10 protein-coding genes are annotated in these 12,016 nt (G+C 70.9%); 2 read left to right on the forward strand and 8 right to left on the reverse strand.

Annotated elements, in window-relative coordinates:
* Positions 1 to 45: 45 nt before the first annotated feature.
* The 3 genes from ABGA99_RS25055 to ABGA99_RS25065 all read right to left on the reverse strand — a co-directional run bounded on the left by ABGA99_RS25055 (position 46) and on the right by ABGA99_RS25065 (position 2,795).
* Positions 46 to 1,149 carry a Rossmann fold nucleotide-binding protein gene (locus ABGA99_RS25055; RefSeq protein ID WP_347580296.1) on the reverse strand — a complete coding sequence of 368 codons (1,104 nt, stop codon included), beginning with the start codon at positions 1,147 to 1,149 and terminating at the stop codon, positions 46 to 48.
* 10 nt (positions 1,150 to 1,159) lie between these two features.
* Complete coding sequence (locus ABGA99_RS25060) at positions 1,160 to 2,347, reverse strand: serine hydrolase domain-containing protein (RefSeq protein WP_347580295.1); 1,188 nt, start codon at positions 2,345 to 2,347, stop codon at positions 1,160 to 1,162.
* A gap of 112 nt (positions 2,348 to 2,459) precedes the next feature.
* On the reverse strand, positions 2,460 to 2,795 hold the full coding sequence (locus ABGA99_RS25065; RefSeq protein ID WP_347580294.1) for a peptidoglycan-binding domain-containing protein: 336 nt from the start codon (positions 2,793 to 2,795) through the stop codon (positions 2,460 to 2,462).
* A gap of 65 nt (positions 2,796 to 2,860) precedes the next feature.
* Here ABGA99_RS25065 and ABGA99_RS25070 point away from each other — a divergent pair, with 65 nt between their 5' ends.
* Positions 2,861 to 3,217 carry a hypothetical protein gene (locus tag ABGA99_RS25070; protein ID WP_347580293.1) on the forward strand — a complete coding sequence of 119 codons (357 nt, stop codon included), beginning with the start codon at positions 2,861 to 2,863 and terminating at the stop codon, positions 3,215 to 3,217.
* 8 nt (positions 3,218 to 3,225) lie between these two features.
* On the opposite strand, the gene ABGA99_RS25075 is transcribed toward ABGA99_RS25070, so the two are convergent.
* The 3 genes from ABGA99_RS25075 to ABGA99_RS25085 are packed head-to-tail and all read right to left on the reverse strand — an operon-like array spanning position 3,226 to position 7,705.
* The gene (locus ABGA99_RS25075) at positions 3,226 to 4,248 is read right to left on the reverse strand and encodes a hypothetical protein (protein ID WP_347583464.1); all 1,023 of its coding nucleotides are present in this window, start codon (positions 4,246 to 4,248) and stop codon (positions 3,226 to 3,228) included.
* Positions 4,249 to 4,256: 8 nt separating this feature from the next.
* Positions 4,257 to 4,592 carry a protease inhibitor I42 family protein gene (locus ABGA99_RS25080; RefSeq protein ID WP_347583465.1) on the reverse strand — a complete coding sequence of 112 codons (336 nt, stop codon included), beginning with the start codon at positions 4,590 to 4,592 and terminating at the stop codon, positions 4,257 to 4,259.
* Positions 4,593 to 4,627: 35 nt separating this feature from the next.
* Positions 4,628 to 7,705 carry a C1 family peptidase gene (locus ABGA99_RS25085; RefSeq protein WP_347583466.1) on the reverse strand — a complete coding sequence of 1,026 codons (3,078 nt, stop codon included), beginning with the start codon at positions 7,703 to 7,705 and terminating at the stop codon, positions 4,628 to 4,630.
* Positions 7,706 to 8,314: 609 nt separating this feature from the next.
* Between ABGA99_RS25085 and ABGA99_RS25090 the strand changes: the two genes are divergently transcribed.
* Positions 8,315 to 9,814 carry a hypothetical protein gene (locus ABGA99_RS25090; protein WP_347580289.1) on the forward strand — a complete coding sequence of 500 codons (1,500 nt, stop codon included), beginning with the start codon at positions 8,315 to 8,317 and terminating at the stop codon, positions 9,812 to 9,814.
* A gap of 87 nt (positions 9,815 to 9,901) precedes the next feature.
* Here ABGA99_RS25090 and ABGA99_RS25095 read toward each other — a convergent pair whose 3' ends face one another.
* A complete protein-coding gene (locus ABGA99_RS25095; RefSeq protein ID WP_347580288.1) occupies positions 9,902 to 11,119 on the reverse strand; it encodes a hypothetical protein in 1,218 nt (405 codons plus the stop codon).
* Positions 11,101 to 11,931 carry an ATP-binding cassette domain-containing protein gene (locus ABGA99_RS25100; protein WP_347580287.1) on the reverse strand — a complete coding sequence of 277 codons (831 nt, stop codon included), beginning with the start codon at positions 11,929 to 11,931 and terminating at the stop codon, positions 11,101 to 11,103. The genes ABGA99_RS25095 and ABGA99_RS25100 overlap by 19 nt, the downstream gene beginning before the upstream one ends.
* Positions 11,932 to 12,016 lie beyond the last annotated feature (85 nt).

Raw genomic sequence — 12,016 nt, forward strand, 5'->3', positions numbered from 1 at the left:
CGCTCCGCCCGGCGGGGGGCCGCACCCCGGGCCTACTCCCCGGGCCTACTCCGCCGCCCCGAGTCGCAGCAGCGCCTCCGGGGCCTCGGCCACCGTGTCGACCAGCGCGATCCGCGGCGCCATCGGCCTGCCCGACGCCAGCGCCGACAGCAACTGCCACGCCGGCAGCCGTGCCGACCAGTGGTCGCGGCCCACCAGCACCATCGGCCGGGGCTCGCCGCGCGACTCGTAGTAGTTGGGCGTCGCCGCGTCGAAGATCTCCTGCACCGTGCCCGCCGCGCCCGGCAGGAACACCACGCCCGCGGTGCTGCGGGCCAGCAGCCCGTCCTCGCGCAGCGCGTTCGCGAAGTACTTCGCGATGTGCCCCGCGAAGGCGTTCGGCGGCTCGTGGCCGTAGAACCAGGTGGGGATGCCGATCGAGTCGCCGCCGCCCGGCCACCGCTCCCGTACCGCGAACGCCGCCTCCGCCCACTGGGCCACCGAGGGCGTGAACGACGGCGCCTTGCCCAGCATCCGCACCGCCTCCTCCAGCATCGCGTCGCCGAACTCCGCCGCGTACGCGCCCAGGTTGGCCGCCTCCATCGCGCCGGGACCGCCGCCGGTGGCCACGTCGAACCCGGCGCGCACCAGCGCCCGGCCCAGCCGCGCCGCGCCCGCGTAGTCCTCGCCGCCGCGCTCCAGCGCGTGCCCGCCCATGACGCCGACGACGGGACGGCCGGCGCGCAGCCGCTCGTCCAGCGCGTTGGACATCGACTCGTCGTGCATGCCGCGGATGACGGCGGCGAATATGTCGTGCTCGGCGCGGGTGCGCTGGAACCAGGCGTACGAGCGGGCGTCCGGCGTCCGTTCGTAGCCGCGCGCCAGGCCCGCGAACAGCTCGTCCGGGGTGTAGAGCGCGCCCCGGTACGGATCGAAGGGCAGATCCGGCACGACGGGGAAGACCAGCGCGCCGTCGCGCTGCACGCGGTGCGCCGCCTCCTCGGCCATCGGGCAGCCGAGGAACACCGCGCCGTGCACGTCGGCGGTGAGCAGCAGCCGCGTGCGGTCCGTCAGATCGACGGACTGCACGCGGAACCCGCTGATGGAGCCGGAGGCGACGGCGGCGTCGAACTCGGCGAGTGACTCGATCTCGAAGGGGGAGTGCGGCATGCGCCCCACCCTAGGCGCGCTCGCGCACCCGTTCGGCGATTCCGGTCGTCAACTCCCGGTCCAGGGCCGGGAGATCCCACCCGCCCGCGCGGGTGGCGGCGTTGCTGATCCAGAACACCAGCGTGCCGTCGTCCAGGAAGCGGGCGACGCGTCCCGAGGTCCAGTCGTTGCCGCCGTCGTGGGTGGCGAGGGGGGCGCCGTCGAGGTCGAGCAGGCTCCAGCCGTAGCCGTAGAAGGACCCGGCGCCGCCGCCTTCGGGGACGTACCGCGTGAACAGCAGCTTCTTCGCCTGCTCGGGAAGGACGCGGTCGCCGAGGAGGGCGCGGTGCCAGCGGAGCATGTCGCGGGCGGTGGAGAGCATGCCGCCGTTGCCGCGGAGGTGCCAGTACGGGCCGTCGTCGGCCCAGGGGTGGTCCATCGGCTTGCCCTGCGGGCGGCCCTTGCGGTCGTACTCGACGGCGATGCGGTCCGGGTCCCAGCCGGGGAGGACGTAGCCGGTGTCGGTCATGCCGGCGGGGCGGAAGAGGTGGCCGGCGAGGTACGACTCGTAGTCGGTGCCGGACGCCTCCTCCACGACGGCGGCGAGGAGGCTGTAGCCGGTGTTGGAGTACGCGTGGCGCTCGCCGGGCGGCGACCGGAGCGGGGTGGCGAAGGCGGCAAAGACCAACGCGGTGCGGGAGACGGGGTCGTAGTCGTCGCCGAGGGACTCGGGCAGTCCGGCGGTGTGGGTGAGGAGGTGGTGCAGGGTGATGCCGCGCTTGTCGGCGGGTACGCCGTCGAGGTGGCGGGAGAGGGGGTCGGCGACGCGCAGCCTGCCCTCGGTCTGGAGCTTGACGATGGCGGCGGCGGTGAACTGCTTGGTCATCGACGCGATGTCGTACACGGTGTCGCAGCGGGCGCGCCCGCCGGTCCCGGGATCGGCGGGCCCGCGGCCGGAACAGGTCACGGACGTGCCGCCGCGGGCGGCGACGACGGTGCCGGGGGCGTCCTTCGGCCACACCTCGTCGAGGTACTTCTCCACGGCGGGGGCGGCGGGGTCGTCGGCGCGCCCGTGCGTGCGCATCCCGGTGGCGCCGTCGTCCCGCACGTCGCGGTCCCGGTCACGGTCCGCCCCGCACGCGACCTGCGTCGCGAGCACCAGCAGCCCGAGCAGGGCGGCGAGGATGCGCCGGGCGGGGGAGTCTGCGTACGTCGTCATGCGGGGAGGCTAGGCAGCGCACGGTCCCCGGGTCGTCACGCGCCCGAGCCAACCGCGGGCGCTCGCAGGGGGGACGGGCCCTCCCCCGCGCGGGGGAGGGCCCGCCGCGGTGTCAGGATCCGCCGGGGCCGTCGTAGCGGATCCTCTCGTCTCCCCAGGTGCCCGCATGCAGCATCGCGTCCCGGGTGAACGGTCCGTAGAGACCGTCGACGGTGGTGCCCACCCGCGCCTGCACGCGCTTGAGCGCCGCTTCCGTCACGGTGCCGAAGTCACCGTCCTCCGCAAGGTCCTGGCCGTAGCACTGGTTGAGGCTCACCTGCAGGGCGAGGACCCCGGGGCTCTTGTGTCCCCTGCGCAGTTCACAGGAGGTGTCCGTGCCCGAGCAGACGGGCAGCCAGGCGGTGCCGGCGGCCGTCTGGACCGCCGCGTAGTCGTCACAGGGGTTCACGGGTGCTCCTTCGGTGTCGGACGACCGGACATGCGTGTCCGGCTGGTTGCGGCGAGGATGGAAACATGAGCACGACAGAGCAGCGGGCCGCGGGCCTTTACGACGTGTCGGACGCGGAGACGTTCTACGGGACCATCCAGATGGACCGGTTGAGCATCTGGTTCGCGGACTCTTCGAGCTGCTGGTCCTGCAGGCGGTTGCGGGAGCGCTACCGCCTGCTCGCCGGGATCTACGAGGGCAGGGTGGAGTTCTGCCGCGTCGGACGCGAGTTCGCCCCAGTGGTCTGTGACCTGTTGAGCGTCGGTGCGGCCCCTGCCACCTTCGCGTTCCGTCGTGGTGAGGCGCTGGACTGGCCGTGGCCGTCGGGGGTTCCGGCGAAGTCCCGGGCGCAGTACCGCCAGTGGCTCGACACGCATGCGTGACTATCCGTTCAGAAGGCTTCGAGGCGATACCGGGGACCGGCGCCCTGCTTTCTGAACCGGAAGGCGAGCGCCGAAGCGGGCAGCGAGACGCGCTGCTTGAACTGGACGAGTTCTGCCCCCTGGTACACGCCGTCGACGGTCAGGTCGACGGCAGCGGTCGATGACCCGTCCGGCGGAAACGCCAGCTCGTGCTGCGCGACGTTCTCCCGGAGGTCCGCACCGGTCAGGGTGCGCTGGCTCCCCGAACCGGCGGAGCTGCCCGAGCGGTACAGCCAGCGGAGCAGCAGATAGTCCTGGGACTTGGCCCGCGGCGTGAGGTCGAACACGAGCTTGATCTTCTTGATCTCCTGCTCGGGCTCGTACAGGAGCGACACCCCGGAGGGGCCGACCTCGGGTTCGAGGCGGGTCACGGCACCGTGGAGCCCGGTGCCGGGCTGGAAGTCGACCGAGACGGTGACGCGCGCGGCGGCGGGGAAACCGCCCCACTCGTCCGAGATCCGGTCTTCCACGACACCGCCGCCGGCGCCGAATGCACCCGTGCCGCACGGATGCATCGAGGAGTCGGGGCTCTCGTAGACGCAGTCGACCACGTACCGCGAAACGAGCCACTCGGGCGCGCTGCCGACCACGACTTTCAGCGTTTTGAACCGGGTCGGCGGAGGGCAGCCCTGCCAGCGGAGGTGCAGGTCCTGACCGTAGGACTGGACCTGCACCTTCACCAGCTTCCCGGAACGGGTGCGGACCGCGACCACGCTTCCCGGCACGAGCGTGTTCGTGCCCTGAGGGCCTCCGGGGATGCCCTCGTCGTGGTAGGTGAGCGCCGCGAGTTGCTGGTAGCCGAGCGGCTCGTACGCCACGGCGCCCAGCGCACACACGCGGGCGCCGAGGAGGGGCATGAGTTCGCGGCGACCGCCTGCCGCCTGCCGCCACCAGACGTCGGCCCGTCCCATGCCGGTGGCTTCGATCCCCGCCTCCAGGTCGAACCTGCGGTTGCCCCGAAGAACACCTGCTCCCGATGAGGCGGTGATCATCACGTTCCTCACTCCTTGATGCGCAGGCCGATCGCGAACGTCTGTTGTACCGGTCCCTGGCCGTGGCCCTGGCGCAGTTCGAGGACGAGCCTCGACGACGCCGGGGCCTGGGCCCTGACCGGGAACCGGAAGACGGCCACGGTGCCGCCTGCCCCCATACCTCCGCCGGACTTCGGCGGCCTCACGACCACCTCGGGGCAGCCGAGGTTCTTCTGGTCGTACGAGGCGACTTTCCACTTCAGACCGGTGAGCATGTTGACGGGCAGCGTGACGACGAGCACGTCATCGAAGTGGAGGGTGATCGTCTTTCCGTCGTCCGTGTGGTCGACCTTTACGTCAGGCACGTCTTCGTCCCTTGGGAGGTGGAGGGGGTGTGGGGTCAGTGGACCCCGACGCCGAACATCTGGTAATCGATGCCCGCCTGTCCATAGCCGATCTTGAAGAACCCGGAGGCTCCCCAGTGGGGGCCCCAACTGTTCTTGCAGATCCATGCCCGCTCGTCATCGCTGTAGCCGATCACGCAGACGCAGTGGCCGCCCCAGTTCGTGCCCGGGGAACTGCTGACCCGGTAGACGGCCGACGGCTGGGTGTTGGCCGCGAAGAAGTCGAAGAAGTCCTGGTAGACGGTGAATCCCGTGACCAGGGGGGAGTACTGCCCCACCGAAAGCCAGGACTTCATCTGCTGGGCGTTGTTGAGCGCATAGTAGTTGTCGATCCGTGTGAGGCGGCCGGCCGCATCCCCGCATTTCGTGCAGCCGGGGGTGGGGTGCGACGTCGTCGCCGGGCCCACGTAGGGGAAGCAGCCCTCGTCCACCACGCCGACGTCGCGCCACCACGCGAGAGCTCGTTCCGGCCACCAGCCGCCGTTCGACTCACCGTAGTTGCCGCAGGTCCGGCCCTCGGCACGCGCGTGGCAGAAGAACAGGTGAGCCTCGGAGAAGTCGGGGTTCCGGTCCGGATGGTACCGCTTCAGCGCGCCCTCGACGGCGGCGGTCGCCCCGAAGGAAACGCAGCTACCGCAGTTGCCCTGGGCTTTCACGGGGGAGATGTAGTTGTACCCGTTGATGTTGCGGAAGTCGAAGTTGCCGGCCACGGCGGTCGGCGCCCCCATGGCCAGGTTGGCGCTCTGGGCGTGGGTGTAGCTGGCTTGTGCCTTCAGCTCGCGCCCCCACAGGCTGAGTTCGCCGTGCTGCAGGTCGGGCGTGAAGCCGAGCGGGTACGGTGCGCGCGTCGCCGGGCCGGCGGCGGACTGTCCGGGCGCCGGGGGCTGCCCGGGCTGGCCCGGCTGGCTGGGAAGGACGAAGCCGCTGCCCGGCGCCGTCCCCGCCCCGCTGCCCTGCGCCGGAGTGGGCGCGGTGGGATGCGGAGGCGTGCCGTAGGTGGCCGTCAGCCGCTGGCGATAGGCGGGGTCACGGAGGGTCGCCTCCAGCAGCCCGGCCGGAATAGCCGGCTCACCCAAGGCCACGGTGCCGTCGAATCCCACGGACATGGCCGTCTCGAAGAGCGAGATCGTGCCGGAGGCGTTCTTGCCGCGCCAGTCGCCGGTCAGCCCTTGCAGCTTGTACTGGACCTTCGGGGTGCTCTCGCCGGTCCAGTCATTGGGATGGAACGGGAAGAGGATGTCGTGTGTCGGCAGGTTGCTGACGTTGCCGCCGGCGTCGACCGACACCAGGGTGTGCCCCGCCATCTTGGGACGCGGCGGTTCGTTCGGACGGGTCGGCGGTGTCCACTCCCACTTGAACAGCGCCTTGGAGTTCGGGTCGGCGACGTAGGCGGCGTCCGTGAAGATCAACTGTGTGCGCTGGACCCATACCTCGGGGTAGAACGCGAAGCCGGCGCCCGTGTCGGAGATCGGCAAGGTCTCCCTGTACTTGTAGCCGACGTGCGGCGGCTTGAAGTCGACCAGCACTTCGAGTTGCGCCGACGTGGGCGCGTGCGGAGGCGTGTACTGGATGATGCCCGAGGTCTCGCCGCCCTCCTCACCGCTGACGGCGGGGCAGTGCACCATCCTCGGCCCGGTCGGCGTCGTGTAGCTGGCGGAGGGAACCATCCGCTTGACCATGGAGCTGTTGGAGAGGAGCACCTTGAAGGGGAGCTTGATGTCGTCCTCTTCGACGAACAGGTGCTTGCGGGGGTCGAACGCGCCCAGCTGCTGCTCGAAGTTGAAGGAAACCTGGTGGATGTTCTCGCCGATGCCCGTGAAGGTGAGTGTCTGGTCGAACTGCGCGGTGTCGGAGAGGGAGACACTCTTCATGGCCACCGAGACGCCGCCGAAGAAGCCGCCGGGTGCCGACGCCTCGACGGGCTTCGGGTCCGGCTGGATCCACTGGCCCACCTCAAGCTTCACGTACTGGTCGAAGATGGCGTCGAGCAGCTTCGTCAGATCGACGCCGGTGGGCGGCTGACCGATGACGCTGACGTCGAGTGCATGCTGCTGGCGGAGGTCGGCGCGCACCCTCTGGTAGTCGAAGGACCCGTTGACCAGGCCGAAGTAGCTGGCCCGCGCCTTGGCGTTCCACGAGAAGTAGTCGTACGCCTTCTTCTTGAAGCCGGTGGCCTTGATCTGGCACTGCGGGATCAAGTACTGGTAGCGGTAGGTGAACATGATGGCCACCTGCGGCGGGTACGGAGCGGGACTGGCCCCGAGCATCGCCGCGAAGTGATCGGCCCCGTCCGGAGTCAACTCGATCGCGAAGCCGATCGAGGAGGAGGAGCCGACTTCCACTCCTTTGAGCTGCTGCCCCGGTTTGGCGTACATGTCCAGGCCGAAGACGTCCATCTTCCCCGGGCTGAGCCGCAGCGGCTGGAAGGTGAAGGCGCCTCCGGTGGGGTTGATGTTGTAGAGCGTCTTGATCAGGTTGGTCCACTGCTGGCGCTGGCCCTCGCCGGGCAGTTCCACGACCAGCTCGACCATGAAGCTGAGGATGCCGCCCAGGGTGGTCTTGCTGCCGTCGGGGTTGTTCCTGACCTTCTTCGTCACGAGGAAGGCCGGCTCGCCGTTCGGGTTCTTGGCGATCCGCCCCCAGCGCGGCGCGTAGAACCAGGTGTTCGGGTTGTGGCCCTTGAAGAGGACGAAGGGCATCTGCGGGTCGGTCGCGATGGCGACCGTGCCGTCCACCAGATTGAAGTTGGGGGGCGGCGCCGCCGTCAGGTCGATGGTCGCCGAGGGGTCGAAGGGGTCGGGCACCATCGCCGGCAACGGCGTGGCAGCCGGCAAGTCCGCGGGGCCCAGTTGCGGGTACCTGATCGCCTGACCCGCGGGCGCGACGGCCAGCGGTTTGTCGAGGGTGACCCCTGGCGGCGGGACGAGCATGCCGGGCTGGTGCTCCGCCGACGGCGACGCCGGTTCGGGCGTGTCCGTCTGATCCGGTGTGCTCGGCTTGTCTCCGGGGGGCGGAGCGGGCTCCTCGCCCTTGGCCGACGGCTCCGAGTTCTCCGGGTCTGGGCGCTCAACCATGCGTGTGTGCCTTTCCTGCATAGAAATATGCCATTGGCATATCGAATGGGAATGTGCGAACCTCAGGACGCGGGATTCAGGACGAAATCACGGCGCAGTGACTATGTCGCTGGTATATGTCAGAACACGGCAGGGTGTGATCGGGCGCCACCGGAGTGCGGCAACCGGGTGAGAGCATCTGCCGCGGGCTGGATCCCGGGGCCGACTCCCGACACGCGCCGTCACGATGGGCGATCAGGGGATGCGGCCGCCGCCGTGGATGGCCGCCCGGGCCTTCCGGGCCGGCAGGATCCGGACGAGGGCTCAACGGGACGACGGCACCGGCGGTTTCCGCACGCGGCGCCATCGCCGCGGCCCCGAGTTGCACCGCCGCAACCGTCGTCGGAATCTGTAAGTGACATGGCTCCGCACGGGAAGACGCCTATGGCAGGCAGGTGGGGGCGAGCGCCGCTGACCGGCCGCGCTCATCGGCACGGAAGAGATCGAATCGCGAGGCCGGAAGCGTCGGCGGAGCAATCGGGTCATGGCAATACGGACGTATGGCGGGCGCATGAGGCATCCGCGTCCGGATGACCCTGAAGAGAGGTGATCACGGTGTCACGCATACGCATGGCGGTGGAGATCCGCAATGATTCGTCTGTTCCCCTCGTCTGGGCCAAGGACGAGTTGGAATCAGGCGAGTGGACCGATCCGTGGCAGCCCTCTCGGGCCAACCCCATCGCCCCCGGTGCCGTCGCGGAATGGCGAGCCGAAGGAGACTTGTTCCTCGAACCGACAAGCGGTACCGAGGGCAGAGTGTATTACCACGTGGACGGTGACCCGGCACGGCAGTTGTACGTCCACTTCAACAGCCCTCTCATCGAGTCGCAGTACGGCAATACGTTTCACGTATGGGCGCCGCCGGGGTTCGAAGTGGCGTACAGTGGCGGCCAGGGTCACGAGGCGCGGCTCACCATTCGATTCCGGGAGACCGCGCGCCGTCGGGTTCCCCACTTCACCCCGTCGGTCAACGGCTTCCAGTTCTCCAACCGCTGGAATGCCGGTCTCCCCGCGATGACCGTGGGCTTCCTCTGGAATCGACTGCTCGACCAGCTCGGCGGGGACGCCGCCGAGCTGCTGGAAATCGCCCGTGTCGATGACAACTGGCTCCCGATCACGGAGGCCCGCGCCGGAATGTGCGGCGGCATGACGTTCGGTGCCATGGACTACTTCGCCGCCGGCAAGCTGCCGCCTGCCACGACCACGTCGCCCGATTCCGAAGCCGACCCTCTTTTCCAGTTCATCAGAGACCGGCTGCTCGACAGCTTCGATATCACCGGCTCCGGGCACCGGTGGCTGGGCTACTCATCGCCGCACTATCCCAACGGCGATGAGGGCGTTATTCAAGTCGCGGGTCTGGCCCGTGGGCGCTCCTGGGTGACCTACCGGGACGAGTGGCCCCGTATCCGGGACGACATCGATGCGGGAAGGCTCTCCCCGATCGGGCTGATCCAGACGGACTCGCTCGACATCGGCGAGAACCACCAGGTGCTCGCCTACGCCTACGAGCAGAGTGGTCAGGAGGTCAAGCTGTGGGTCTACGACAACAACTACCCGCGCGAAGACGACCTGCACCTCAAGTTCGACATCACCGATACAACGGGCGAGGTCCACGTCCAGCGCCTCGGCCCCTATCGGGCGGGTGAGCCGCGGATCTTCTGTATCTTCCGCACCAACGGCTACAACCCGCACACGCCGCCGGACGGACGTCCGTTGCCGCCGGCCACACCGGCGCCGGCCGAGATGTCTCCTGCGGAGACCCTTCATGTGCTGGGAGGCATCGGCGTGGACTTCAGTGTCGCGGAGTCCGATCTGCGCGACTGGCTCGGCAATCCGCAGCACACCCCCTATCCCGCCCTTTCGCAGGCGCTGCTGTCCAGCGGCTGGAAACTGAAGGCCCCGGTGTTCCTCGACGTCATCGCGTGGAACTACGAGCACACGCCCGGGGTAGCCTCCCCCCGTCGCAGGGAGGAGGTAGACCTGGAGATCCTGAAGGCGGCTGTCCTGGAGGGATCGAACGTGCGTCATGGGACGCACGTCACCGATTTCCAGCAACTCCTCAAGCCTTGAACTGCCGGGCCTGCTCTGCCTGCTGCGGTCGGTGACCACCTCCGCGTTCAGCCCCACACGCACACGCCACGAGTGACGGGGCAGGCTTCAGCGCAGCGGCAGCGACGCCAGTTCGCCCAGAGCCACGGCCAGGGGGGCGAAGACCGTCAGGACGATCGTCGTGCGGAGCAGGGCCGCGCGGCGCAGGAGCCGGGGAGAGGCGCCCAGGCGCAGGAGGGCCGTCGTGGTGTGGGCGCGTGCGCGTGTGGACTCCAGTGCCGCCATGCACACCGTCGCCAGCGCGCAGCCCACCACCAGAGCCGCGCCCAGCACCGTCAACGGGCCCAGCGACCGGGCGTCGTCGCCGTCCGGCCACACCAGCGTGCACAGCACCCCGCCCGTCGCCACCGCGCACAGCGCGCCCAGCGGGCGGCCCACCCGGCGGGCCTCCTGCTGGAGCACCCGCCCGGCGAGCAGCCGCAGCGCACCCGGGCGCAGCGCGCACAGCAGCCGGCCGCACAGGTGCACGATGCCGGGGCCCGCGAGGATCAGGCCGGCCGCGATCAGCGCCCAGCTCGCGACGACCGCGGGCGCCGCGTCGCCGGAGCCGCCGGGCAGCGGCAGCTTCAGCGCCGCGTCGTCGCCGGCGCTCGCGAAGCTGCCCGCGTACGCGCCGAGGGCCAGGCCCGTCGTCGCCAGGGCGGTGCCCCACGGCAGGTCCGCGGGGACCGGCGGGTCGTCGCCGCCGTGCCGCGGCGCGGTCCACGCCATGCCGGTCGCGTCCGCCGCCTCGCGCCGGGCCCGCAGCCGGGCCGCCGCCGCGGCGGAGCCCTGGGCCGCCGTACGCCGCGGCCGCAGACTCAGCGCGCTCGCCGCCGCGGCCAGCGCCGGCACGCAGGCGAGCAGCGTGAGCGATCCGACGACGGGCAGGGGGCCGCCGGCGCCGAGGAGCGCGGCGGCGGCGCCGTCGAACGGCAAGCCCGACAGCTCGCCGCGCAGGTGCAGGAAGAACAGCAGCGCCAGTGCGCTGCCCAGCAGGCACGACACCGCCGTCGTCACCGCGGCGACCGCCGGCGCCGCGGCCGGGCCGAAGCCCGCCGAGGACAACGCCTGCGACGGCTTGGCGTGGGGGTCGGTGCGGGCCACGGCCACCGCGAACTGGACGGTGGCCGCCAGCGGCGCCGCGCACCACAGCAGTTGCTCGGGTGAGGCGGTGCCCAGGGCGGTCAGCAGCAGGAAGCCGACGCCGGCCGAGGCGCACGCCACGAGCAGCCGGCGCAGCAGGACCAGCGGGTGGGAGCCGCGGGCTAGGCGGAGACTGAGCACGAGTCCTCCGAGTTCTCCGTCGCCCCCGCCGGACCCCCCGCGGGACCCGCCGCCCTCGCGTCCGTACCCCCGTCCCGGTATCCCGCGACCTCCGCCGCAGCCGTACGCGATCCGCTCGCCCGGCGCCCGTCGACCAAAGGGAACGTCCGGTCCGCCGACCCCGTGACAGCGGCGTCGCCCTCGGGCCCGGTGAGCACGACGCTCATCCCGTGCGAGCGCGCCGCCGCGACGAGCGTGCGCAGCGCCTGCGCCCCCTCCGCCCGCCGCAGCGGCGCGGTGGGCTCGTCGGCGAAGACCACGTCGGGCCCGGCGACCAGCGCGCGGGCGATGGCGATGCGCTGGCGCTGCTCCTGCGGCAGCAGTGCGGGCCGGCAGCGCGCGATGTCGCCCGCGTCGAGGCGCTCCAGCCACTCCATCGCCGTGCGCCGGGCCGCGCGGTGCGTCTCGCCGGCCAGCAGCAGCGGCAGCGCCGCGTTCTCCCAGCAGGTCAGCTCCGGGACCAGCTCGGGGCGGGTGCCGATCCAGCCGAAGCGGTCCCGGCGCAGCCGCTCGCGCGCGCCGGTGGACAGGGTGTGTACGGGGCCGCTGTTGAACCACACCTCGCCCTGCTGGGGCAGCAGTTGCCCGGACAGGCACTTCAGCAGGGTCGTCTTGCCGCTGCCGCGCGGCCCGGTGACGGCGAGGATCTCGCCCGGTGCGACGCCCAGGGAGACCCCGGCGAGCGCCGGGGTGCCGCCGTGGGCGTAGTGCAAGGAGCGGGCCCACAGCACGTCGTTGTCGGGTGGGGCGGTCCGAGTGGTCGTCGCGGTCATCGCACACCTCTTTCCCTGGGTCCCCTTGCGTCCCCACGGTGGTGGAACGAGGACGGCGGGGCTCCGGTCACTCGCACCCTAGGAA

It is taken from the genome of Streptomyces sp. B5E4 (genome assembly GCF_039871555.1).
GTDB lineage: Bacteria > Actinomycetota > Actinomycetes > Streptomycetales > Streptomycetaceae > Streptomyces.

Coding starts and splice junctions, on each gene's coding strand:
- ABGA99_RS25100 (WP_347580287.1), bottom strand. CDS start 11,931: ATGACCGCGACGACCACTCGGACCGCCCCACCCGACAACGACGTGCTG.
- ABGA99_RS25055 (WP_347580296.1), bottom strand. CDS start 1,149: ATGCCGCACTCCCCCTTCGAGATCGAGTCACTCGCCGAGTTCGACGCC.
- ABGA99_RS25075 (WP_347583464.1), bottom strand. CDS start 4,248: ATGATCACCGCCTCATCGGGAGCAGGTGTTCTTCGGGGCAACCGCAGG.
- ABGA99_RS25070 (WP_347580293.1), top strand. CDS start 2,861: ATGAGCACGACAGAGCAGCGGGCCGCGGGCCTTTACGACGTGTCGGAC.
- ABGA99_RS25060 (WP_347580295.1), bottom strand. CDS start 2,347: ATGACGACGTACGCAGACTCCCCCGCCCGGCGCATCCTCGCCGCCCTG.
- ABGA99_RS25085 (WP_347583466.1), bottom strand. CDS start 7,705: ATGGTTGAGCGCCCAGACCCGGAGAACTCGGAGCCGTCGGCCAAGGGC.
- ABGA99_RS25090 (WP_347580289.1), top strand. CDS start 8,315: ATGGCGGTGGAGATCCGCAATGATTCGTCTGTTCCCCTCGTCTGGGCC.